We start from the raw sequence: 23737 nt of genomic DNA, 5'->3' as shown, positions 1-23737 counted from the left end.
ACGCGACCAGCCCCGGTCCCTACCGTCACTGGGCAGCACGTTCATAGACGCGCTCCATATTCACGTACAAGAACAGCCAGAAGCGTTCCAGAACACTCAGGAACGTTCAGGAACGCCAGGAAACGTGCGAGACCGAAGCGAATCCCCCCTCCGACGGGAAGGCACCCCCATGCGCACCCGCACTTCGCTCACCGCCCTGCTGGCCGCCGCGCTCGTCTCCGGCGGCCTCACGCTGGCCGCCGCAGGTCCGGCCGGCGCCGCGGCCGTCATCGACGTCAGCACCGCCGCCCAGCTCAAGTCGGCCCTGACCGCCGCTTCCCCCGGCGACACGATCCGGCTCGCCGACGGTACGTACACCGGCAACTTCAAGGCCACCACCCCCGGCACCTCCGGCTCCCGCATCACCCTCACCGGCTCCGCGAAGGCGGTCCTCAGCGCGGGCGGCGGCTACGGGCTGCACCTCAACGGCGCCTCCTACTGGACCGTCCGGGGCATCACCGTGACCGGCGGCCAGAAGGGCATCATGACCGACGCCGCGAACGGCGTCGTCATCGACTCGGTGACCGTCCACGACCTCGACATGGAGGGCGTCCACTTCCGCAAGTCCAGCAGGAACGCGGTCATCAGGAACTCCCGGATCTACGACACCGGGCACGACGGGCGCGGCATGGGCGAGGGCGTGTACGTCGGCACGGCCGGCGACCTCTCCGACCGGAGCGACGACGCCCAGATCCTCGACAACACCATCGGCCCCGGCGTCGGCGGCGAGAGCATCGACATCAAGGAAGGCACCACCGGGGCGAGGATCATCGGCAACACCTTCGACGGCAAGGGGCTGACCGGCGCCAACTACGACGACTCCTGGGTCGACGTGAAGGGCAACAACGTCCTGGTCGAGGGCAACAGGGGCTCCCGCACCACCAACAACGGCTACGAGACCCACACCCAGCAGAGCGGCTGGGGCTGCGGCACCGTCTTCCGCGACAACGCCTCCGACCTGTCCGGTGCCTCCGGGGACAAGCAGCTCGCCATCAACGTCACCAACAACGGCACGAGCTGCCGGACCACCGTCCACAGCAGCAACACCGTCACCGGCGGCAAGGGGCTGACGAACATCGCCGTCACCCCGTAACCACCGCGCCCGCGGGGCCCACCGGCGCCCCGGCACACGAGTGAGGCCCGCCCCCCGAAGGGAGCGGGCCTCACTTACTGCTCTACAGCTCTACCGCGGCCGATGAGCGGAAGGGGGTCGGAGCCTCAGCTCTGGCCGCCCGCCAGCTTCTCGCGCAGCGCGGCCAGGGCCTCGTCCGACGCCAGGGCGCCGGAGTTGTCCGCGGACTCCGAGGAGTACGAGCCGCCGCCACCGGTGCCACCGGAGGCAGCCGGAGCGCTGCCGGCCGGGGCAGCAGCGCCCTCGGCCGCAGCGGCCTCGTCGGCCTCGCGGGACTTGATGACCTGGGCCTGGTGCTGCTCGAAGCGCTGCTGCGCCTCGGCGTACTGGGTCTCCCAGACCTCGCGCTGAGCCTCGAAGCCCTCGAGCCAGTCGTTGGTCTCGGGGTCGAAGCCCTCGGGGTAGATGTAGTTGCCCTGGTCGTCGTACGACGCGGCCATGCCGTACAGGGTCGGGTCGAACTCGACCGAGGCCGGGTCGCCACCGAAGGACTCGTTGGCCTGCTTCAGCGAGAGGCTGATGCGACGGCGCTCGAGGTCGATGTCGATGACCTTGACGAAGATCTCGTCGTTGACCTGGACGACCTGCTCCGGGATCTCCACGTGGCGCTCGGCCAGCTCGGAGATGTGGACCAGACCCTCGATGCCCTCGTCGACGCGCACGAACGCACCGAAGGGAACGAGCTTGGTGACCTTACCCGGGACGACCTGACCGATCTGGTGCGTCCGGGCGAACTGCTGCCACGGGTCTTCCTGCGTCGCCTTGAGCGACAGGGAGACGCGCTCGCGGTCCATGTCGACGTCGAGAACCTCGACGGTGACCTCCTGGCCGACCTCGACAACCTCGGAGGGGTGGTCGATGTGCTTCCAGGAGAGCTCGGAGACGTGCACGAGACCGTCGACGCCACCCAGGTCCACGAAGGCACCGAAGTTGACGATCGAGGAGACGACGCCGGAGCGGACCTGACCCTTCTGCAGGGTCGTGAGGAACGTCTGGCGAACCTCCGACTGGGTCTGCTCAAGCCAGGCACGGCGGGACAGGACCACGTTGTTGCGGTTCTTGTCCAGCTCGATGATCTTCGCCTCGAGCTCCTTGCCCACGTAGGGCTGGAGGTCGCGGACACGACGCATCTCGACGAGCGACGCCGGGAGGAAGCCGCGGAGGCCGATGTCGAGGATGAGACCACCCTTGACGACCTCGATGACGGTACCGGTGACGATGCCGTCTTCTTCCTTGATCTTCTCGATGGTGCCCCAGGCACGCTCGTACTGAGCGCGCTTCTTCGAGAGGATCAGGCGGCCTTCCTTGTCCTCCTTCTGGAGAACCAGGGCCTCGATCTCGTCGCCGACCTTGACGACCTCATTCGGGTCGACGTCGTGCTTGATCGAGAGCTCGCGGCTCGGGATGACGCCTTCGGTCTTGTAACCGATGTCGAGGAGAACCTCGTCCCGGTCAACCTTGACGATGACACCGTCAACGATGTCGCCGTCGTTGAAGTACTTGATCGTCTCGTCGATCGCCGCGAGGAACGCGTCCGCGTCGCCGATGTCGTTGACCGCAACCTGCGGAGTGGTGGCGGTGGTCTCGGTGCTGCTCGTCATGTGGGAAAGGGCTCCGGTACGGACAGTGAGTCGTAGGTACTGCTACGCCGAAAGCCCGTATCGCTTCTGCAGAAGACCGGACAGCCTGGAAAGCACCCGACCCGTGACCGGCGGTGCCTCGACAACCGAGGGGACATACAACAGATGCGAGCGCGGCCTGCTAGGTCTGAAGCGCGCAGGCTCGCAGCGCAACTTGTAGCATACGGGGGCAGCCGGACACGGTCAATGCGCGAAGGCGCACACCCGGGGCGCAACGGCCCATACCCGGCACAACTCGTGTTCCCCGAGGCCGCGTCGGCCGCGGTCACGCACCACAAGGTTTCGCACACGCGCGTCCGTACCCGCGGACACCTCTGGTTACCCACGGGTATCCCACGTACCTGCCGCGTGCGGCGAGTGAAGGCAAACTACAACGACGGGCACGATGAGCCAAGAGATCCACGAGTCCGAGGCCGAAGCCACCCGCCGCGTCGCGGGGGAATCGGAGAGCAGCCGGGCCAGCCGCGGCTGGTGGGACCGGAACGCCGACGAGTACCAGAACGACCACGGGGCCTTCCTCGGGGACGACCGCTTCGTCTGGGGCCCCGAGGGGCTCGACGAGGCCGAGGCCGCCCTGCTGGGCCCCTCCCCGTCCCTGAAGGGCCTGGACATCCTGGAGATCGGCGCCGGCGCGGCCCAGTGCTCGCGCTGGCTGGCCGGCCAGGGGGCCCGGCCGGTGGCGCTGGACCTGTCCCACCGCCAGCTCCAGCACGCCCTGCGGATCGGCGGGGGCGTCCCGCTGGTCGAGGCGGACGCGGGGAGGCTGCCGTTCCGGGACGGCTCCTTCGACCTCGCCTGCTCCGCCTACGGGGCGGTGCCGTTCGTCGCCGATCCGGTACGGGTGTTCCGCGAGGTGCACCGGGTGCTGCGGCCCGGCGGGCGCTGGGTCTTCTCGGTGACCCACCCGATCCGCTGGGCGTTCCCGGACGAGCCGGGCCCCGAGGGCCTCTCGGTCGCCGCCTCCTACTTCGACCGCGTCCCCTATGTCGAGCAGGACGAGCGGGGCGAGGCGGTGTACGTCGAGCACCACCGGACCCTCGGCGACCGGGTGCGGGACGTGGTGGCGGGCGGCTTCCGGCTGGTGGACCTGGTGGAACCGGAATGGCCCGCCTGGAACAACCAGGAGTGGGGCGGCTGGTCGCCGCTGCGCGGGAACCTGATCCCGGGGACCGCGGTCTTCGTCTGCGAACGGGACTGAGGCCCGCTCCGGGGCGGGCGCGGCGGCCCGTACGAGACTGGGGGCGTGATCCGTACCGAAGCTCTGGACCAGTTGCCCGTACGCACCGCTGTGCCCGCCCTGGAGCGGGCGCTCGACGAGCGGGGTGTCGCGGTGCTCTGCGCACCGCCCGGCACCGGCAAGACGACCCTCGTCCCCCTGGTCCTGGCCGGGCTGACCGGCGACGGCCCGCCGCGCCGGGTGGTGGTCGCCGAGCCGCGCCGGATCGCCGCCCGCGCGGCTGCCCGGCGGATGGCCTGGCTCCTGGGCGAGCGGCCCGGCGGGCGGGTCGGCTTCACCGTCCGGGGCGAGCGCGCCGTGGGGCCCTCGACCTCGGTGGAGGTCGTCACCACCGGTGTCCTGCTCCAGCGGCTCCAGCGGGACCAGGAGCTGGCCGGGGTCGACGCGGTGATCATCGACGAGTGCCACGAGCGGCATCTGGACGCCGACACCGTCGCCGCGTTCCTGCTCGACGTACGGGAGGCGATCCGGCCCGATCTCCGGCTGGTGGCGGCGTCGGCGACGACGGACGCGGAGGGCTGGTCACGGCTGCTGGGCGATGCCCCGGTGGTGACGGCCCAGGGGGTGGCGCATCCGGTGGAAGTGGTGTGGGCGCCGCCGGCGCGTCCGGTCCGCCCACCGCACGGGATGCGGGTCGATCCGGTGCTGCTGACGCATGTGGCCTCGGTGGTGCGCCGGGCGCTCGCCGAGCGGGAGGGGGATGTGCTGTGTTTCCTGCCCGGCGTCGGCGAGATCGGCCGGGTGGCGGGGCAGCTCGCCGGGGTGGACGCGGAGGTGCTCCAGGTCCACGGGCGGGCTCCGGCCGCGGTGCAGGACGCGGTACTGGCGGGGTCGTCGCAGGGCCGCCGGGTGGTGCTGGCGACCTCGGTGGCGGAGTCGTCCCTGACGGTGCCGGGCGTGCGGGTGGTCGTCGACTCGGGGCTGGCCAGGGAGCCGCGTACCGACCATGCGCGCGGGCTGAGCGCCCTGACGACCGTACGGGCCTCGCAGGCGGCGGGCCGGCAGCGGGCGGGCAGGGCCGGGCGGGAGGCGCCGGGTGCGGTGTACCGGTGCTGGGAGCAGGCGGAGGACGGGCGGCTGGCCAGGTTCCCGGCCCCGGAGATCAAGGTCGCCGACCTCGCCGCGTTCGCCCTCCAGGCGGCGTGCTGGGGCGACCCGGACGCCACCGGGCTCGCGCTCCTCGACCCGCCGCCCGCCGGAGCGATGGGCGCGGCCCGGGAGGTGCTGACGGCCGTCGGCGCTGTCGACGGGGAGGGCCGGGTCACCGAACGGGGCGTACGCCTGTCCCGGCTGGGCCTGCACCCCCGGCTGGCGCGGGCCCTGCTGGACGGTGCTGCGGAGGTCGGCGGACGGCGGGCCGCGGAGGTGGTGGCGCTGCTGAGCGAGGAGCCGCCCAGGGGGTACGGGGACGATCTGGCGGCGGCCCTGCGTACCGCGCGGCGGGGCGGCGACGGCTATGCGGCGCGCTGGCGGCAGGAGGTGCGGCGGCTGTCGTCGTCGGTGGGGGACACGGGCGGGGGGCCGGTTTCGGACGATGCCGCCGCGGGGCTGGTGGCGGCGCTGGCGTTCCCGGAGCGGGTGGCGCGCGCCCGGGGGCAGGGGTCGTTCCTGATGGTGTCGGGGACCGGTGCGGAGCTGGGGGAGGGTTCCCGGCTGCGCAGCGCCCCGTGGCTGGCCGTCGCGGTCGCGGACCGTCCGGCGCACGCGGCGTCGGCCCGGGTGCGGCTGGCCGCCGTCGTCGACGAGGACACCGCACGGCTGGCGGCGGGGCATCTGCGGTTCCGCGGCGAGGAGGTCCGCTGGGTGGAGGGTGATGTGGTGGCGCGTTCCGTGGACCGGCTGGGGGCCGTGGAGCTGGCGGTGCGGCCGCTGAGGGCCCCGGAACCGGAGCTGGTGCGCGGGGCCCTGGTGGAGGGGCTGCGCAGGGAGGGGCTCGGGCTGCTGCGGTGGACCCGGGACGGTGAGCAGTTGCGGCTGCGGCTCGCGTTCGTGCACCGGGTGCGGGGGACGCCGTGGCCGGACGTGTCGGACGAGGCCCTGCTGGCGCGTACCGGTGAGTGGCTGGAGCCCGAGCTGTCGCGGGCCCGGCGCCGTGCGGACCTGGCCCGGATCGACGCGGGGCAGGCCGTGCGGCGGCTGCTGCCCTGGGCGTCCGGTGAGGCGGCCCGGCTCGACGAGCTGGCGCCGGAGCGGATCGAGGTGCCGAGCGGTTCGCGGATCCGGGTGGAGTACGGCGGCGACCAGCCCGTACTGGCGGTGAAGCTCCAGGAGCTGTTCGGGCTGCGGGAGACGCCGAGGGTGGCCGGGGTGCCGGTCCTGGTGCATCTGCTCTCCCCCGCCGGGCGCCCGGCGGCCGTCACCGCGGACCTGGCGTCGTTCTGGCGGGAGGGCTACCGCGCCGTACGGGCGGAGCTGCGCGGCCGGTACCCCAGGCACCCATGGCCCGAGGACCCGACGACGGTGGAGGCGACCCGGTTCACCTCGGCGCGGCTCAGGCGGGAGTAGGCACCGGGCCGGGCGCGGGTCCGGCGTCCGCCGGTCCGCCGGGGCGCCTGCGGGAGCGGGCCTCCAGCCACAGGGAGAGCGCGAGGAAGCCGGCGGCCAGGGTCAGGAAGCCCCGGGGCAGATAGCTGGTGAGGAGCAGGATCAGCAGGCGCTGGGACTTGACCTGGTCGACGACGGCGACGATGTAGTCCTCGCGCATCTTCACGTGCCCGGCGAACGCGGTGACGGTGTCCTGGGGCATGCCCATCTTCTTCGCGTCGCGCATCTCCTCCTTGTGGATCTCCTCCCCGTTGACGGGCGCGCCGGTGACCGGGTCGATCCAGAACATGCGTGTGGTGGAGTACCAGCGGGTCATGCCCGTGCCGGCGACCTGCTCGGCGGTGATGTCCTCGATCGGCATCTTCTGCGGCATGGGGACCTTGGTCCAGGGGATGGTCTGCTCGAAGTAGTAGACCTCCATGCCGCGGAACGTCCGGGTGCCCTTGTAGTGGATGGGCGAGGACGTACGGGTCTGCGCGTCGAAGTACTCGTAGTCGCGCTTCTCTGTGAGGAAGGGCCACTTGAACTCGATGCCGGTGCGCCGGACCGGGTCGCCGTCGACCATCTCGCCGGTGGCGTTGACGGGGGCCTGGGTGTGGGCGTCGAAGATGTAGCGCTCGGGGATCTGGGAGACCGTCTTGCCGTCGGGGCCCTGGATGTAGGAGAGCGCGTCCCAGACGACGACATCGCGTCCGACGCTGCGCTCGATCCTCTCGGACTCCTCGACGTTGCCCTTGAGGGTCTGGACGATGGTGACCTTGTCGACCTTCTTGGCCTTCAGGGTGGTGTAGTCGAGAAGGGTGGCGGGCTTGGCCTCCAGGACCGTCTCCTGGTACTGGCTCGGCGGGATCTTCGCCAGCCGGGGGAAGGCGTACCAGCGCAGCAGCGGTGACATGGCGGCGAAGAAGACGGCGAAGGCCAGGAGTACGAGGCCGGCTCGGCGGCGCATGATGGAGTCCTCCCTCAGCTTTTCGTTCCGGTTCGTTCCGGTTCGTTGCGGATCGGCTCGTTCCCCCCGCCGCGCTCCGGCTACTTCTTGGGGCCCGGGACCGTGGTCAGCAGAGGCTTGGGCGACGTCTCCCCGGGCGGCGCGCCGACCGCGACGACGGTGAACACGAGCGCGAGGGCGGCGGCCAGTCCGATGGCGGCGGCGACGAGGGCACGCATGGTCGGCCTCCCGGGGATCTCAGGCATCTGATGGAGCGTCAGCCAGGGCTGGGGCACCGTAGCAACCGGGGCGCGAGATGAGAACACGTACAACAGCCCCTTCACCGGATGCCGGCGAAGGGGCTGTTCGGTGCGGTACCGGGCGGGCCGCTCGACGCGTCCGCCCGGTGTGCCGCGGGGTCAGGCCGCCGGGGTCGGCGGGGCCGTTGTGGCGGGCGGGGCCGTCGGCGCCGCTTCGACCGTCAGCTCGATGACGACCGTGGCGCCGCCCTCGGTGGTGAGCCGCAGCCTGTAGGTCCCCGCGGTGTCGTCGGCGTAGATCTTCGGGAGCTTCAGGAGGCCGTCGGCGCCGGTCCTCAGGTCCGCGAGGGTACGGACCGTCCTGCCGTCCGCGTCCTTGAAGTACGGGCCCTTGCCGTTCTCGACGGGCTTCTCGTCGTCCGTGATCATCGTGGCGGTGACCGCGACCCCGCCGGCGACCGCGTCCTTGTACGTCGCCCTGACCTCGACGGCGTCCGCGAACTCCGCGCCGGGCGCGGCGACGAGCGCCTTGTCGCCGGTCCGGACGATCCTGTCGGCCTGCCGGGCGGTGACGCCCGCCGCGTAGGTGAGGACGCGCGGCTTGCCGGTGCCGGCCGTGACCGTCACCTTGAACTCGCCGGTCCTCTCCCCCGCCTTCAGCTCCGGCGCGGTGGCGGTGCCATCGGCTCCGGTGGCCACCTTGACGGTGGTCCTGCCGCCCGCGAAACGGGTGTCGGTGTCACCGGTGATGGTGAAGGTGACGGGCACCTTGGCGAACGGGGCACCGAGGGCGTTCCTGGCCCGCACCGAGATCCGCTCGGCGAACGCCTCGCCGGCCATGGCGTTCAGCGGGCCGGTGCCCGCGTTCTCCAGGCTGCCGAGCGTCTGGTCCGGCGTGGGCTTGGGCGTCGGGGTCGTGGGCGGCGTGGTGGGCGGTTTGGGCTTCGTACCGCCGGAGCCACCGCCCGGCTTGGACGGACTCGTGCCACCGGAGCCGGGCGGGGTCGGCGTCGGGCTCGGGCTCGGCGAGGGACCGGAACCACTGCTCGGGCCGTCCGGGAGGGCGCCGGTGCCGTCGGGGACCTCATGGGTGCCGCGCTGGTAGTACGCGAACCAGGAGCGCACCGTACGCAGGTACTCCCGCGAGTGGTTGTAGCTCAGCACCGCACGGTCCAGATCGGCGGCGAGCGCCAGGTCACGGCTCCCGGCGCAGAGGTAACGCCCGGCGGCGAGCGCCGCGTCGTAGATGTTGTTGGGGTCCTTGCGGCCGTCCGCGTTGGCGTCCTGGCCCCAGGTGGCCCAGGTCGACGGGATGAACTGCATCGGGCCGACCGCACGGTCGTGCGCGGCGTCACCGTCGTACGCCCCGCCGTCCGTGTCCTTGATCAGCGCGAACCCCTGCCCGTTGAGAGCCGGGCCGAGGATCGGGGAGAGGGTGGTGCCGTTCGCGTCGACCCGGCCGCCACGGGCCTGACCGGACTCGACCTTGCCGATCGCCGCGAGGAGCTGCCACGGCAGACGGCAGGCGGCGTCGGTGCCCGCGACGGTCTCCTCGGCCTGCTTGTACGCGGCCAGGATCGAGGCCGGTATGCCCGATTCCGCGGTTCCGGTCATCGGCAGATTGCTGGACGCGCCGGGCTTGTCGGGCGTGACCAGGGGCGGAAGGTCCGTGTAGTACGGCGAGTTGCCGGTGGCCGCGCTGTCGCCGGACTCCGCACCGGCCGTCTTCTGGTCACCACCGCCCGCGGTGTCGGCCGGCGACGCGACGGGGGCCGCCTGCGAGGCCGAGAGCGCCGCCACGGCGGCGGCCGCCACCGCGGTGGTCGTGGCCCCCCTGCGCAGTCGTCGGCCGAATTGCGCTGCCATATGTCCTGGTCCCTCCCCGTCGACGGCTGCTCGCGCTCCCCAGCGCGAGGACTCAGGCGACCCTACGGCAACTCATCACGCCCGAACACCTGGCACTGACCGGTTCTTACTGTTTTCTCACGTTGCTGACGACAAGTGGCCCAGGAGGCCGCGGACACGGCCGGGGACCGTGTGAAAGCTTCGCGCATACTTGCCCGCATGCCGTTCACGCTCAGTCATGCCGCCGCCGTACTCCCGGGAATGCGGCGCGACGGGACCGCCCGCGGGCCTCTGTTCGCCTCCGCGCTCGTCGCCGGTTCGTTCGCACCCGACATCACCTATTACGCGGACACGGCGATCCCGGGCGCGATGGAGTTCGGCGACGTGACACACGGCGTCCTGGGCGTGTTCACCGTGGACGTACTGATCACCGCGATCCTGGTCGCGGTGTGGCTGCTGCTGCGCGAACCCCTGGTGGCACTCCTGCCCGCCGCCCGGCAGGCACGCGTCCACACCTTCGTCACCGGGCGGCGCCGGAACCGCGAAACCCTCGGACCGCGGGCCGCGCTGTGGTTCACCGTGTCCGCGGTGATCGGCGCGGGCAGCCACGTCGTATGGGACGCGTTCACCCATCACAGCCGATGGGGCACCGAACTCGTCCCCGTACTCAGCCGGAGCGTCGGCGGCCACCCCGTCTTCCAGATCGTCCAGTACGGCAGTTCGGCGGTGGCCCTCACACTGCTCGCCTGGTTCACCGTCACCGCGCTGCGCCGCACCGAACCCGGCCCGGCACCGGCGTCCGTCCCTGTACTCGGCCGGCGCGAACGGTGGTACGCCGGCGGCCTGCTCACCCTCTGCGTACTGCTCGGCATCCTCCACCGGTGCGCCCGCTGGTACGCCCACTTCGGGCAGGTCGAGACACCCCTCGACATCATCCCGACCGCGTGCTTCGGCGCCGGGGCCGGGCTGGCGGCCGGACTGCTCCTGTACGGGGTGTGGATGCGGCTGCGGAAGCGCGGCGCGCAACACCCTCCGGCCGGCCCGGACCCGCGGACACCGCTCCCGGACTCCCCCCACACCCCGGAGCGCGCCCACTGAACGGGGCGGGCCCCCGCCGGACACGGACCCGCCCCTACCGGCCGACAGCCGCCCGCTCAGTGCGCCGCGGACTCCCAGTCCCTGCCCACACCCACCGACACATCCAGCGGCGCGCGCAGCTCCACCGCCGTGGACATCTCATGACGCAGGATCTCCTCGACCCGCTCCCGCTCCCCCTTCGCGATCTCCAGGACGATTTCGTCATGGACCTGGAGCAGCATCCTCGACGTCAGACGCGCCTCGGTCAGCGCCCGGTCCACCTGCAGCATCGCGACCTTCACGATGTCGGCGGCCGTCCCCTGGATCGGCGCGTTGAGCGCCATGCGCTCCGCCATCTCACGGCGCTGACGGTTGTCACTGTTCAGGTCGGGGAGATAACGGCGGCGGCCGAAGACCGTCTCCGTGTACCCCGTGGCCCTGGCCTCCTCCACCACACGGTGCAGATAGTCCCGCACCCCGCCGAACCGCTCGAAGTAGGTGTCCATCAGACCGCGGGCCTCACCGGCCTCGATGTTCAGCTGCTGCGAGAGACCGAACGCGGAGAGCCCGTACGCCAGCCCGTACGACATCGCCTTGATCTTGCGGCGCATCTCCGGATCGACGGCCGACTTGTCGACGCCGAACACCTGCGAGGCGACCGTCGTATGCAGGTCCTCCCCCGACGTGAACGCCTCGATCAGCCCGGCGTCCCGCGACAGATGCGCCATCACCCGCAGCTCGATCTGGCTGTAGTCCGCCGTCATCAGGGTCTCGAAGCCCTCACCGACGACGAAACCGCGGCGGATCGCCCGCCCCTCGTCCGTACGGACGGGAATGTTCTGCAGATTCGGATCGGTCGACGAAAGCCTGCCGGTCGCCGCCACCGTCTGATTGAACGTGGTGTGGATGCGGCCGTCCGCCGCGATCGTCTTGATCAGACCCTCGACCGTGACCCGCAGCTTCGCCTGCTCACGATGACGCAGCATGATCACCGGCAGCTCGTGCTCGGTCTGACCCGCCAGCCAGGCCAGCGCGTCCGCGTCCGTGGTGTAACCCGTCTTCGTCTTCTTCGTCTTCGGCAGACCCAGCTCGCCGAAGAGAACCTCCTGAAGCTGCTTGGGCGACCCGAGATTGAACTCACGGCCCACCGCCGCGTGCGCCTCCTTCACCGCCTGCTGCACCGCGGCCGCGAACTGCTGCTCCATACCCTCCAGATGCGCCCGGTCCGCGGCGATACCGTGCCGCTCCAGCCGGGCCAGCAGCACCGACGTCGGCAGCTCCATGTCATGCAGCAGCTCGGCCGCGCCGACCTCCTTCAGCCGCACCCCGAACGCGTCACCGAGATCCAGAACGGCCCGCGCCTGCGACATCAGCGCATCGGCCTCCGCCCGGTCATCGGCACCGAACGCCAGCTGACCGTCACCCGCGGCGGCCGGGGCCAGCTCCCGCCCCAGATACTCCACCGCCAGCGCGTCCAGCGCGAAGGAACGACGGCCGGGCTTCACCAGATACGCCGCCAGCGCGGTGTCCATCGTGACACCCCCGACCTGCCAGCCGTGCTCGGGAAACACCCGCATCGCGCTCTTCGCGTTGTGCATGACCTTCGGCCGCGCCGGATCCGCGATCCACGCCGCGAACGCCCGCTCATCGGCCTCGTCCAGCTCCGCCGGATCCAGCCACGCCGCCGCACCGTCCGCCGCCGCGAGCGCGATCTCGGTCACCGCACCGCTGCCCAGCGCCCACGTATCGGCGGTGGCGACACCGAGCGGCTGCCCACCGTGCGCCTCCAGCCACGGGGCGACCTCCCCCGACCCCAGCACCACCCCGTCCAGCTCGACACCCGCCGCCGGCGCCGGACCCTCGTCCTCCGCCGCACCGGGATCGACGGCCAGCAGCCGCTCACGCAGGCTCGGATTACGGATCTCCAGGACATCCAGCACCCCGGTGACCGCCGTACGGTCGTACGGAGCACGCTCCAGATCCGCCGGCGCCTTCGGCAGCTCCACATCCCGCACCATCTCGGTCAGCCGGCGATTCAGCCGCACCGCGTCCAGATGGTCCCGGAAATTCTGCCCGGCCTTCCCCTTGACCTCCTCGGCCCGCTCCACCAGCTCCGCGAACGAACCGAACTGATTGATCCACTTCGCGGCCGTCTTCTCACCCACACCCGGAATACCCGGCAGATTGTCCGACGGATCACCGCGCAGCGCCGCGAAGTCCGGATACTGCCGCGGAGTGAGCCCGTACTTCTCCTCGACCTTCTCCGGGGTGAACCGCGTCAGCTCCGACACACCCTTCGTCGGATACAGCACCGTCACATTGTCCGTGATCAGCTGGAACGAATCACGGTCACCGGTGACGATCAGCACCTCGAAACCGGCCGCCTCGGCCTGCGTGGCGAGCGTCGCGATGACATCGTCCGCCTCGAAACCGTCCACCGCGAACCGGTCCGCGCGCATCGCGTCCAGCAGCTCACCGATCAGCTCGACCTGCCCCTTGAACTCATCGGGCGTCTTCGAACGATTCGCCTTGTACTCCGGGAACTCCTGCGAACGCCACGTCTTGCGCGACACGTCGAACGCCACCGCGAAATGCGTGGGCGCCTCATCACGCAACGTGTTCGCCAGCATCGACGCGAAGCCGTACACGGCATTCGTCGGCTGCCCCGCCCCCGTCGTGAAATTCTCCGCAGGCAGCGCAAAGAACGCCCGGTACGCCAGGGAGTGCCCGTCCATCAGGAGCAGGCGCGGTCGGTTGTCTGCCGTCTTCTTCGATGCCGTCTCAGCCACGCCCCCGATCCTGCCACGGTCCACTGACAATCCGGACCGGCCACGGCCCCACCCGCGCCACCACCGCGACCTCCCCGAAGTCCCCGGCCCTCGGCCACGCGCCCCGCCCCCGGTACATGACAGGATCGAGAAAGAGGAAAACGCGCTCGAAGGGGATCACCATGGCCAGCAAGCCCCCGACCGGTGACCCGGTCCAGGACGCCCCGCACGTGACGGAGGCCCGGCACTCCGCCGCCGGACTGCCCGCCATCGCCCACACCCTCCGCGCCGCCCAGCAGCAGATGGGCGTACGACGCACCGCGCGGACCCTCCTCAAGGTCAACCAGAAGGACGGCTTCGACTGCCCCGGCTGCGCCTGGCCCGAAGGCGACAAACGGCACACCGCCGAATTCTGCGAGAACGGGGCGAAGGCCGTCGCCGAGGAAGCGACCCTGCGCCGCGTCACCCCCGCCTTCTTCGCCGCCCACCCCGTCGCCGACCTCGCCACCCGCAGCGGCTACTGGCTCGGCCAGCAGGGCCGCATCACCCAGCCCATGTACCTGCCCGAAGGCGCCGACCGCTACGAGGCCATCACCTGGGAACGCGCCTTCGCCGTCATCGCCGAAGAACTCCGGGCACTCGCCTCCCCCGACGAAGCGCTCTTCTACACCTCCGGCCGCACCAGCAACGAGGCCGCGTTCCTCCTCCAGCTCCTCGCCCGCGAATTCGGCACCAACAACCTGCCCGACTGCTCCAACATGTGCCACGAATCCTCCGGATCCGCGCTCACGGAGACCATCGGCGTCGGCAAGGGCAGCGTCTCCCTCGAAGACCTCCACCAGGCCGACCTGATCATCGTCGCCGGACAGAACCCCGGGACCAACCACCCCCGGATGCTCTCCGCCCTCGAAAAGGCCAAATCCGCCGGAGCGAAGATCATCTCGGTCAATCCACTGCCGGAAGCCGGCATGGAACGGTTCAAGAACCCCCAGACCCCCACCGGCATGATCAAGGGCGTCGCCCTCAACGACCTCTTCCTCCAGATCCGGATCGGCGGCGACCAGGCCCTCTTCCGCCTCCTCAACAAAATGATCCTGGAGACCGAAGGCGCCGTCGACACCGCGTTCATCAACGAACACACCCACGGATACGAGGAGTTCGCCGAAGCCGCCCGCGCCGCCGACTGGGACGAGACCCTCACCGCCACCGGCCTCGACCGCACCGCCATCGAGCAGGCCCTCGCCATGACCCTCGCCTCGAAACGCACCATCGTCTGCTGGGCCATGGGCCTCACCCAGCACAAACACTCCGTACCCACCATCCGCGAAGTCGTCAACTTCCTCCTGCTCCGCGGAAACATCGGCCGCCCCGGCGCCGGAGTCTGCCCCGTCCGCGGCCACTCCAACGTCCAGGGCGACCGCACCATGGGCATCTTCGAACGCCCCGCACCCGCCTTCCTCGACGCCCTCGACAAGGAATTCGGGATCACCTCACCCCGCGACCACGGCTACGACGTCGTCAGATCCATCCAGGCCCTCCGCGACGGCAAGGCAAAGGTCTTCTTCGCCATGGGCGGCAACTTCGTCGCGGCGACCCCCGACACCACCGTCACCGAAGCCGCCATGCGCCGCGCCCGGCTCACCGTCCACGTCTCCACCAAACTCAACCGCTCGCACACCGTCACCGGCACCCGCGCCCTGATCCTGCCCACCCTCGGCCGCACCGACAAGGACACCCAGACCGGCGGCAGACAGTTCGTCACCGTCGAGGACTCCATGGGCAAGGTCCACGCCTCCCGCGGCAACCTCACCCCCGCCGGCCCCCACCTGCTCTCCGAACCCGCCATCATCGCCCGCCTCGCCCGCGCCGTCCTCGGACCCGGATCCCGCACCCGGTGGGAAGCCTTCGAGAACGACTACGGCACCATCCGCGACCACATCTCCCGCGTCGTCCCCGGCTTCGAGGACTTCAACACCCGCATCGCCCACCCCGGCGGCTTCACCCTCCCCCACGCCCCCCGCGACGAACGCCGCTTCCCCACCGCCACCGGCCGCGCCAACTTCACCGCGGCCCCCGTCGAATACCCCGAACTCCCCGAAGGCAGACTGCTGTTGCAGACCCTGCGCTCCCACGACCAGTACAACACCACCATCTACGGCCTCGACGACCGCTACCGAGGCATCAAGGGCGGCCGCCGCATCGTCATGGTCCACCCCGACGACGCACACACCCTCGGCCTCCCCGACGGCGCCCACACCGACCTCGTCAGCGAAGGCAAGGACGGCACCGAACGCCGCGCCGAAGGCTTCCGCATCGTCCACTACCCCACCGCACGCGGCTGCGCCGCCGCCTACTACCCAGAGACCAACGTGCTCGTCCCGCTCGACGCCACCGCCGACACCAGCAACACCCCCGCCAGCAAATCCGTCGTCGTCCGCTTCGAGAACACCCGCTGACGAGCACGAACACCCTCCTCCTAAGCGTCCGCTCAGCCGTCTGGTAAGAACAGTGCACACAGCAATGAACCAGCGCAGACGATCGGAGCCGGAACCATGGGCGAGCAGACCACCCCGAAGTTCCCCCAGGAAGTCATCGACGAGTACGCCGCACTCGGCGTCGACCTCCCCGCACTGTTCTCCGCCGGACACCTCGGCGAGCGCATGGGCGTGTCCATCACCGAAGCCTCCGCGGACCGCGTCGTCGGCACCATGCCCGTCGAGGGCAACACCCAGCCCTACGGCCTCCTGCACGGCGGCGCCTCTGCCGTCCTCGCCGAAACCCTCGGCTCCGTCGGCACCATGCTCCACGGCGGCGCCGCCAAGGTCGCCGTCGGCGTCGACCTGAACTGCACCCACCACCGCGGCGTCCGCAGCGGCCTCGTCACCGGCGTCGCCACCCCCGTACACCGCGGACGCACCACCGCCACCTACGAGATCGTCATCACCGACGAACAGGACAAGCGGGTCTGCACCGCCCGCCTCACCTGCCTGCTCCGCGACGCCCCCCGGCCCACCGCCGGCTGACCCCACAACGCCGCGGACCACCCCCGCACCACACCACTGCCCGACCGGAACGCACCCGCGCATTCCGGCCGGGCAGACCCATATCCCCACCCTTTCAAGGTCGTTGACCAACACACTCGGTCAACACCCTTGACCCCAAAGGGCGTTCCATGAGCCACTCAGCAGCCCACCCGCCATGGCGCCCCCGCGGACACCTCCCCGCCAATGTCACACTCCGTAACATTCGGGCAGGGCGAAAACAGGCCGCTCCCACCACCCTCCACGGCAGCGGCCGGCCCCTTCGCGCCCCCCGCACCACACACCACGCGACAGCACCAAGATCGGTTCAAGCCCCTTAGCAGAGCTGCGCGTTCTCATGATGCGGTCACTTCTCCGTCCAGTGAAAAAACGGCACATGTCAGCACAGCCACCTCAAGCCTTCCTCAAGGGCATAACAAGAGAGTCACATCCTGACTCGACCCATCCCGGACCTCCACACCTACGCCTAGAGTCACCGCCAGTCACCGCGCCGCCGGGCGCAACTGCTGCACGTACCGCACCACCCAGTACCGCCCGGCGATCGAGGACGGCACCTCAAGCAGAGGAGGCCGCGCCAGGGAAAGGACCTTTCGTGCGACACCGTTCTTTGCTCATACTCACTGCAGTGCTCACCACCGGAGCACTGACGCTCACCGCCTGCGGGTCGCGCGACGACGACAAGAAGAGCAGCGGCGGCGACACCCAGACCGTCGTCATCGGCGTCGACGCGCCCCTGACCGGCGACCTCTCCGCCCTCGGCCTCGGCATCAAGAACTCCGCCGACCTCGCCGTCAACACGGCGAACAAGGACAAGACGGTCCCCGGCATCACCTTCGAGCTCCAGCCGCTCGACGACCAGGCCCAGCCCTCCGTCGGCCAGCAGAACGCCCAGAAGTTCATCGGCAACAAAGAACTCCTCGGCGTCGTCGGCCCGCTGAACTCCGGCGTCTCCCAGTCGATGCAGAAGCCCCTCAACGACGCCAAGCTCACCCAGGTCTCCCCCGCCAACACCGGCACCGAGCTGACCCAGGGCAACGACTGGAAGACCGGCGACAAGAAGCGCCCCTACGCCACGTACTTCCGCACCTCCACCACCGACCAGATCCAGGGCGCCTTCGCGGCCAAGTACCTCTTCAACAACGCGAAGATCAAGGACGTCTACCTCATCGACGACCAGAAGCCCTACGGCGCCGGCCTCGCCGCCTCCTTCAAGGCGACGTTCACCGAGCTCGGCGGCAAGATCGTCGGCACCGACCACGTCAACCCCGACGACCGCGACTTCAACTCCGTCGTCACCAAGGTCAAGGGCACCAGCGCCAAGGCCGTCTACTACGGCGGCGAATACCCCGCCGGCGCACCCCTGAGCCAGCAGCTCAAGGACAGCGTCAAGATCCCCCTCATGGGCGGCGACGGCATGTACAGCGCCGACTTCATCAAGCTCAACAAGAAGGCCGAAGGCGACATCGCCACCTCCGTCGGCAAGCCCGTCGAAGAACTCGAATCCGCCAAGAAGTTCATCGCGGACTACAAGACGGCCGGCTACAAGGACGCCTACGAGGCCTACGGCGGCGGCACCTACGACGCCACCTGGTCCATCATCGAAGCCGTCAAGATCGTCGTCGCCGACAACGGCGGCAAGCTCCCCGACAACGCCCGCGAAAAGGTCCTCGCCGCCATGGCCAAGGTCAAGTTCGAAGGCGTCACCGGCCCCGTCTCCTTCGACGAATACGGCGACACCACCAACACCATGATGACCGCCTACCAGGTCACCAGCGGCAAGTGGGCCTCCAAGCTCAGCGAGGCAGTCAACTAACCGACCAGGCCCCTCCCGGTCACCCCGAAGCAACCAGACCGCGCGGGAGCGCTACGAGCGCTCCCGCGCGGTGCCATATCCGAACCACTCGACGGAGGCCCTGCGGTGAACGAACTGCCGCAACAGCTGGCCAATGGACTCATCCTCGGCGCGATGTACGGTCTCATCGCGATCGGTTACACGATGGTCTACGGAATCATCCAGCTCATCAACTTCGCACACGGCGAGATCTTCATGATCGGAGGCTTCGGTGCCCTCACGGTCTACCTCGGGCTTCCGTCCGGATTCTCCCTCATAGCTGCGATACCCCTCATGATCATCGGCGGCATCATCGCCGCCGTCGCCATCAGCATGGCCGCCGAACGATTCGCCTACCGGCCACTGCGCACCGCACCACGACTCGCACCCCTCATCACCGCCATCGGACTCTCCCTCGCCCTCCAGCAGGCAGTCTGGATGTGGTACCCCGACGCCACGAAGGACCGCTCCTTCCCCCAGTTCAAGGGCGAAGCGTTCGAGATCCTCGGCGCCAACATCCAACGCGGCGACGTCTTCGTCCTCATCGCCGCCCCCGTCTGCATGCTCGCCCTCGGCCTCTTCGTCTCCAAGACCCGCTCCGGCCGCGGCATGCAAGCCACCTCGCAGGACCCCGACACCGCCAAGCTCATGGGCATCAACACCGACCGCATCATCGTCATGGCCTTCGCCATCGGTGCCGCGTTCGCCGCCGTCGCCGCCGTCGCCTACGGGCTCAAGAACGGCCAGATCGGCTTCCGCATGGGCTTCATCATGGGCCTCAAAGCCTTCACCGCAGCCGTACTCGGCGGCATCGGAAACATCTACGGCGCCATGCTCGGCGGCGTCGTACTCGGCGTCGCCGAAGCCCTCGCCACCGGCTACATGAGCGAGGTCCCCGGCATGGAACTCTTCGGCGGCGGCGCCTGGAAGGACGTATGGGCCTTCGCCCTCCTCATCATCGTCCTCCTCGTCCGACCCCAAGGCCTACTCGGCGAACGCGTCGCGGATCGGGCGTGATACGGATGACCACCAACACCACGCCCCACACCGGCGCACTCCTCCCCCTGCCCACCAACACCGCCCGCGCCCTCACCACACTCGGCGCCGCCGTCACCCTCATCGGCACCTTCCTCGCCTGGACCTGGACCGACGAGTTCCCCGGCGACCTCACCGTCACCGGCTACCCCGGCGGCCTCCAGGTCCTCACCCTCATCGGCGCAGCACTCACCCTGCTCCTCACCCTCTCCGGGTACGGCCTCAAAGGCCTCCGCTGGCTCACCCCCGGCGGCACCAACAGCCCCGTCCGACTCGCCGCACTCGGCGTCCTCGGCACCACCGGCTACACCATCGGCGCCATCTCCGCGAAACTCGGCGGCGCCGTCAACCTCGAACCCGGAGCCTGGATCAGCGGCATCGGCGCACTCATCGCCGTCATCGCCGCCTTCGGCCTCCCCGCCGACCAGAACATCACCCACACCACCACCCCCAGCCCCTGGGAACAGTTCCGCAACAGCCTGCGAGCCCCCACACCCGCACGCGCCAAGGAACTCCCCTCCTGGGCCGAAATCCTGATCATCGCCGGAGCCTTCGGCATCGCCCTCTACGTCTTCACGTACGGCATCGACACCGAATACGCCGAACTCTTCATCGGCTTCATGATCAGCGTCGCCTTCGGCTTCACCGCGCTCAACCGCGCCGGCCTCATCGCCCGCATCACCGCACTCACCACGAAACACCGCAACGTCACCCTCGCCGCCGCGCTCGTCGCAGCCTTCTGCTTCCCCTTCACCCAGCAGAACGAGGAATACGCCCTCATCGGCGCCAACATCCTCATCTTCGCGACCGTCGCACTCGGCCTCAACGTCGTCGTCGGCCTCGCCGGACTCCTCGACCTCGGATACGTCGCCTTCCTCGGCGTCGGCGCCTACGCCGCCGCCCTCGTATCCGGCTCACCGCTCTCCCCCATCGGCGTCCAGTTCCCCTTCTGGGCCGCCGTCCTCACCGGCGCCGCCGCATCACTCGTCTTCGGCGTCGTCATCGGCGCCCCCACCCTGCGACTGCGCGGCGACTACCTCGCCATCGTCACCCTCGGCTTCGGAGAGATCTTCCGCCTCACCGTCAACGCCCTCAACGGCGTCAGCGGCCCGGACCTCACCAACGGCTCACAGGGCATCCCGAGCATCCCCGACCTCAACCTCTTCGGGTTCGACTTCGGAACCAGCCACGACATCGGCGGCTTCACCCTCGGCAGGTCCGCCAACTACTACCTGCTGATGCTCGTCTTCACCGCCGTCGTCGTCATGGTCTTCCGCCGCTCCGGCGAATCCCGCATCGGCCGCGCCTGGGTCGCCATCCGCGAGGACGAAACCGCCGCCACCGCCATGGGCATCAACGCCTTCCGGCTCAAACTGCTCGCCTTCGCCCTCGGCGCCACCCTCGCCGGACTCGCCGGAACCGTCCAGGCACACGTGTCCTACACCGTGACGCCCGAGCAGTACCAGTTCGCCGGATCCGCACCGCCCAACTCCGCCTTCCTCCTCGCCGCCGTCATCCTCGGCGGCATGGGAACCCTCAGCGGACCCCTCGTCGGCGCCGCACTGCTCTACCTCATCCCGGCCAAGCTGCAGTTCATGCAGGACTACCAGCTCCTCCTCTTCGGCCTCGCGCTCATCCTCCTGATGCGCTTCCGCCCCGAGGGCCTCGTCGCCGACCGCCGCAAGCAGCTCGAATTCCACGAGACCGGCCAACTCGACGTACCACCCGACACACCACTCACCGACACAGCCGCCGGCACCACGAAGGCGGGGGCGTGACCACCATGACCACCACAACCACCACCACAACCAGCACCACCGTGCTCGACGCCAGCGGCGTCACCATGCGCTTCGGCGGCCTCACCGCCGTACGCGACGTCGACCTCACCGTCAACACCGGCGAGATCGTCGGCCTCATCGGCCCCAACGGCGCCGGCAAAACCACCTTCTTCAACTGCCTCACCGGCCTCTACGTCCCCACCGAGGGCAAGGTCAGCTACAAAGGCACCGTCCTGCCCCCCAAGCCCCACCTCGTCACCCAGGCAGGCATCGCCCGCACCTTCCAGAACATCCGGCTCTTCGCCAACATGACCGTCCTGGAAAACGTGCTCGTCGGACGCCACACCAGAACCAAAGAAGGACTCTGGTCCGCCCTCCTGCGCCTCCCCGGCTACAAGAAGGCCGAGAACGCCAGCCGCGAACGCGCCATGGAACTCCTGGAGTTCATCGGACTCCAGGACAAGGCCGACCACCTCGCGCGCAACCTCCCCTACGGAGACCAGCGCAAACTGGAAATCGCCCGCGCCCTCGCCAGCGACCCCGGCCTCCTCCTCCTGGACGAGCCCACCGCCGGCATGAACCCCCAGGAAACCCGCGTCACCGAAGAACTCATCTTCGCCATCCGGGACCAGGGCATCGCCATCCTCGTCATCGAGCACGACATGCGGTTCATCTTCAACCTCTGCGACCGCGTCGCCGTCCTCGTCCAGGGCGAAAAACTCGTCGAAGGCACCGCCGACGTCGTCCAGAGCGACGAACGCGTCGTCGCCGCCTACCTCGGCACCCCCTTCGAAGGCGCCCCCGGCGCCGAAGAAGCCGCCGAAGTCGAAGCGGCCGAAGCCGAAGCCGCAGCACACGGAACAGCCACGACCACACCCGACACGACCGACACCACCCGCACCGAGGAGGAGGACACCCGATGACCGCACTGCTAGAGGTCAAGGACCTCCGCGTCGCCTACGGCAAGATCGAAGCCGTCAAGGGCATCTCCTTCAGCGTCGAAGCCGGCCAGGTCGTCACCCTCATCGGCACCAACGGCGCAGGCAAGACCACCACCCTGCGCACCCTCTCCGGACTGCTCAAACCACTCGGCGGCAGCATCATCTTCGAGGGCAAACCCCTCACCAACATCCCCGCCCACAAGATCGTCTCCCTCGGCATCGCCCACTCCCCCGAGGGACGCCACATCTTCCCCCGGCTGACGATCACCGAAAACCTCCTCCTCGGCGCCTACCTCCGCAACGACAAAGCAGGCATCGAGAAGGATATCCAGCGCGCCTACAGCCTCTTCCCCATCCTCGGAGAACGCCGAAAGCAGGCCGCGGGAACCCTCTCCGGCGGCGAACAGCAGATGCTCGCCATGGGACGCGCCCTCATGTCCCAGCCCAAACTGCTCATGCTCGACGAACCCTCCATGGGCCTCTCCCCGATCATGATGCAGAAGATCATGGAGACCATCGTCGAACTCAAGGCCGCGGGCACCACGATCCTCCTCGTCGAACAGAACGCCCAGGCCGCCCTCTCCCTCGCGGACCAGGGCCACGTCATGGAGGTCGGCAAGATCGTCCTCTCCGGCACCGGCCCGGACCTCCTGCACGACGAATCCGTCCGCAAGGCCTACCTCGGCGAGGACTGACCCACCAGCACCCCCGAACACACGAAGGAGGCCCGCACCCCGATCGATCCGGGGCGCGGGCCTCCTACGTACAAACCCTGACGGCGACCGCTACTCCGCCGCCTTCTTCTCCTCGGCATCCTCGATCAACGCCTCCGCCAGCTGCTGCATCGACAGCCGCCGGTCCATCGACGTCTTCTGGATCCACCGGAAAGCCGCCGGCTCGGACAGCCCGTAATCCGTCTGCAGAATGCTCTTCGCCCGGTCCACCAGCTTCCGGGTCTCCAGCCGCTGCGCCAGGTCCGCGACCTCGCCCTCCAGCGCCTTCAGCTCCGCGAACCGCGACACCGCCATCTCGATGGCCGGCACCACGTCGCTCTTGCTGAACGGCTTCACCAGATACGCCATCGCCCCGGCGTCCCGGGCCCGCTCGACGAGGTCGCGCTGCGAGAACGCGGTGAGCATCAGGACCGGCGCGATTGACTCCTCGGCGATCTTCTCCGCCGCGGAGATCCCGTCGAGCACGGGCATCTTCACATCGAGGATGACCAGGTCCGGCTTGTGCTCCCGGGCCAGCTCCACGGCCTGCTGGCCGTCCCCGGCCTCACCGACGACGGAGTAGCCCTCCTCCTCCAGCATCTCCTTGAGGTCCAGACGGATCAGAGCCTCGTCCTCGGCGATGACGACACGGGTCGTCAGCGGCGGGACGTGCGACTTGTCGTCGTCGGCGGCGTCTACGGGCTGGGGCGACTCGGGGGTGGTCACGGGGCTCCTTGATTCAGGGCAGATGCTGCTTCGAATCAGCCTACCTAGCGGCAGGGGCCACGAGTCACCCGGTACACTCCTGACAGCACCCTTGCCGGGTTGGTGGAAGGGTATACACGGATGTCTCAAACACATCTGCTCGAAAGAGCTTGCGGGTTCGAATCCCGCACTCGGCACGGATCAGAAAAGCGGATGTTCACGT

At 69.5% G+C, this 23737-nt stretch carries 17 protein-coding genes and 1 tRNA gene; 12 read left to right on the top strand and 6 right to left on the bottom strand.

Annotation, left to right across the window (positions count from 1 at the left end; all coding sequences use genetic code 11):
* The first annotated feature begins 169 nt into the window (after positions 1-169).
* Complete coding sequence (locus ABT170_RS02595) at positions 170-1132, top strand: right-handed parallel beta-helix repeat-containing protein (RefSeq protein ID WP_351863551.1); 963 nt, start codon at positions 170-172, stop codon at positions 1130-1132.
* A gap of 125 nt (positions 1133-1257) precedes the next feature.
* On the opposite strand, the gene rpsA is transcribed toward ABT170_RS02595, so the two are convergent.
* Complete coding sequence (gene rpsA / locus ABT170_RS02590) at positions 1258-2772, bottom strand: 30S ribosomal protein S1 (RefSeq protein ID WP_266929749.1); 1515 nt, start codon at positions 2770-2772, stop codon at positions 1258-1260.
* Between the two features lie 424 nt (positions 2773-3196).
* Here rpsA and ABT170_RS02585 point away from each other — a divergent pair, with 424 nt between their 5' ends.
* Together ABT170_RS02585 and hrpB are read left to right on the top strand one after the other, a co-directional pair.
* A complete protein-coding gene (locus tag ABT170_RS02585; protein WP_329942277.1) occupies positions 3197-4009 on the top strand; it encodes a class I SAM-dependent methyltransferase in 813 nt (270 codons plus the stop codon).
* A gap of 45 nt (positions 4010-4054) precedes the next feature.
* Positions 4055-6553, top strand: a complete 2499-nt coding sequence (gene hrpB / locus ABT170_RS02580) for an ATP-dependent helicase HrpB (RefSeq protein WP_351863548.1) — start codon at positions 4055-4057, stop codon at positions 6551-6553.
* Here hrpB and pgfA read toward each other — a convergent pair.
* The 3 genes from pgfA to ABT170_RS02565 form a co-directional block, all read right to left on the bottom strand.
* On the bottom strand, positions 6540-7541 hold the full coding sequence (gene pgfA / locus ABT170_RS02575; protein ID WP_351863547.1) for a cell envelope lipid trafficking protein PgfA: 1002 nt from the start codon (positions 7539-7541) through the stop codon (positions 6540-6542). The two genes, hrpB and pgfA, sit on opposite strands and share 14 nt — an antisense overlap.
* Positions 7542-7621: 80 nt before the next feature.
* Positions 7622-7759 (bottom strand): SPW_0924 family protein, encoded by a 138-nt coding sequence (locus ABT170_RS02570; RefSeq protein ID WP_329942415.1) that lies wholly within the window; start codon positions 7757-7759, stop codon positions 7622-7624.
* 180 nt (positions 7760-7939) lie between these two features.
* Positions 7940-9646 carry a lytic transglycosylase domain-containing protein gene (locus ABT170_RS02565; protein ID WP_351863545.1) on the bottom strand — a complete coding sequence of 569 codons (1707 nt, stop codon included), beginning with the start codon at positions 9644-9646 and terminating at the stop codon, positions 7940-7942.
* Positions 9647-9844: 198 nt separating this feature from the next.
* Here ABT170_RS02565 and ABT170_RS02560 point away from each other — a divergent pair, with 198 nt between their 5' ends.
* Positions 9845-10723: a DUF4184 family protein gene (locus ABT170_RS02560; protein ID WP_351863543.1), complete on the top strand. Its 879-nt coding sequence runs from the start codon at positions 9845-9847 to the stop codon at positions 10721-10723.
* Between the two features lie 56 nt (positions 10724-10779).
* On the opposite strand, the gene polA is transcribed toward ABT170_RS02560, so the two are convergent.
* Positions 10780-13491, bottom strand: coding sequence for a DNA polymerase I (gene polA, locus ABT170_RS02555; protein ID WP_329942272.1), 2712 nt, complete (start codon positions 13489-13491; stop codon positions 10780-10782).
* Positions 13492-13652: 161 nt separating this feature from the next.
* On the opposite strand from polA, the gene ABT170_RS02550 reads away from it, so the two are divergent.
* The 7 genes from ABT170_RS02550 (at position 13653) to ABT170_RS02520 (ending at position 22791) form a co-directional block, all read left to right on the top strand.
* The gene (locus tag ABT170_RS02550; protein WP_351863541.1) at positions 13653-15926 is read left to right on the top strand and encodes an FdhF/YdeP family oxidoreductase; all 2274 of its coding nucleotides are present in this window, start codon (positions 13653-13655) and stop codon (positions 15924-15926) included.
* Between the two features lie 96 nt (positions 15927-16022).
* Complete coding sequence (locus ABT170_RS02545; protein ID WP_329942270.1) at positions 16023-16493, top strand: PaaI family thioesterase; 471 nt, start codon at positions 16023-16025, stop codon at positions 16491-16493.
* Between the two features lie 625 nt (positions 16494-17118).
* Complete coding sequence (locus ABT170_RS02540) at positions 17119-18324, top strand: branched-chain amino acid ABC transporter substrate-binding protein (protein ID WP_351863598.1); 1206 nt, start codon at positions 17119-17121, stop codon at positions 18322-18324.
* 105 nt (positions 18325-18429) lie between these two features.
* Complete coding sequence (locus tag ABT170_RS02535; protein WP_329942269.1) at positions 18430-19359, top strand: branched-chain amino acid ABC transporter permease; 930 nt, start codon at positions 18430-18432, stop codon at positions 19357-19359.
* A 5-nt stretch (positions 19360-19364) separates the two neighbouring features.
* On the top strand, positions 19365-21155 hold the full coding sequence (locus ABT170_RS02530) for a branched-chain amino acid ABC transporter permease (RefSeq protein WP_351863538.1): 1791 nt from the start codon (positions 19365-19367) through the stop codon (positions 21153-21155).
* Between the two features lie 5 nt (positions 21156-21160).
* Positions 21161-22078, top strand: a complete 918-nt coding sequence (locus tag ABT170_RS02525; protein WP_329942267.1) for an ABC transporter ATP-binding protein — start codon at positions 21161-21163, stop codon at positions 22076-22078.
* On the top strand, positions 22075-22791 hold the full coding sequence (locus ABT170_RS02520; protein ID WP_329942266.1) for an ABC transporter ATP-binding protein: 717 nt from the start codon (positions 22075-22077) through the stop codon (positions 22789-22791). Before ABT170_RS02525 ends, ABT170_RS02520 begins: the two co-directional genes overlap by 4 nt.
* Positions 22792-22881: 90 nt before the next feature.
* Here the strand turns inward: ABT170_RS02520 and ABT170_RS02515 are convergent, their stop codons facing one another.
* Positions 22882-23535 carry an ANTAR domain-containing response regulator gene (locus ABT170_RS02515; protein WP_351863535.1) on the bottom strand — a complete coding sequence of 218 codons (654 nt, stop codon included), beginning with the start codon at positions 23533-23535 and terminating at the stop codon, positions 22882-22884.
* Between the two features lie 93 nt (positions 23536-23628).
* On the opposite strand from ABT170_RS02515, the gene ABT170_RS02510 reads away from it, so the two are divergent.
* Positions 23629-23711: transfer RNA gene (locus tag ABT170_RS02510), tRNA-Leu, on the top strand.
* Positions 23712-23737 lie beyond the last annotated feature (26 nt).

The organism is Streptomyces sp. NPDC001787, from assembly GCF_040297465.1.
GTDB lineage: Bacteria > Actinomycetota > Actinomycetes > Streptomycetales > Streptomycetaceae > Streptomyces.
The sequence above is the reverse complement of the archived record's forward strand: the minus strand, read 5'-3'. Positions and strand labels throughout refer to the sequence as shown.

What these genes read in the sequence shown, in the direction of transcription:
- ABT170_RS02560 (WP_351863543.1), top strand. Translation starts at nt 9,845, where the DNA reads ATGCCGTTCACGCTCAGTCATGCCGCCGCCGTACTCCCGGGAATGCGG.
- ABT170_RS02525 (WP_329942267.1), top strand. Translation starts at nt 21,161, where the DNA reads ATGACCACCACAACCACCACCACAACCAGCACCACCGTGCTCGACGCC.
- pgfA (WP_351863547.1), bottom strand. Translation starts at nt 7,541, where the DNA reads ATGCGCCGCCGAGCCGGCCTCGTACTCCTGGCCTTCGCCGTCTTCTTC.
- ABT170_RS02570 (WP_329942415.1), bottom strand. Translation starts at nt 7,759, where the DNA reads ATGCGTGCCCTCGTCGCCGCCGCCATCGGACTGGCCGCCGCCCTCGCG.
- ABT170_RS02545 (WP_329942270.1), top strand. Translation starts at nt 16,023, where the DNA reads ATGGGCGAGCAGACCACCCCGAAGTTCCCCCAGGAAGTCATCGACGAG.
- ABT170_RS02550 (WP_351863541.1), top strand. Translation starts at nt 13,653, where the DNA reads ATGGCCAGCAAGCCCCCGACCGGTGACCCGGTCCAGGACGCCCCGCAC.
- ABT170_RS02565 (WP_351863545.1), bottom strand. Translation starts at nt 9,646, where the DNA reads ATGGCAGCGCAATTCGGCCGACGACTGCGCAGGGGGGCCACGACCACC.
- rpsA (WP_266929749.1), bottom strand. Translation starts at nt 2,772, where the DNA reads ATGACGAGCAGCACCGAGACCACCGCCACCACTCCGCAGGTTGCGGTC.
- ABT170_RS02530 (WP_351863538.1), top strand. Translation starts at nt 19,365, where the DNA reads ATGACCACCAACACCACGCCCCACACCGGCGCACTCCTCCCCCTGCCC.
- ABT170_RS02585 (WP_329942277.1), top strand. Translation starts at nt 3,197, where the DNA reads ATGAGCCAAGAGATCCACGAGTCCGAGGCCGAAGCCACCCGCCGCGTC.
- ABT170_RS02520 (WP_329942266.1), top strand. Translation starts at nt 22,075, where the DNA reads ATGACCGCACTGCTAGAGGTCAAGGACCTCCGCGTCGCCTACGGCAAG.
- ABT170_RS02595 (WP_351863551.1), top strand. Translation starts at nt 170, where the DNA reads ATGCGCACCCGCACTTCGCTCACCGCCCTGCTGGCCGCCGCGCTCGTC.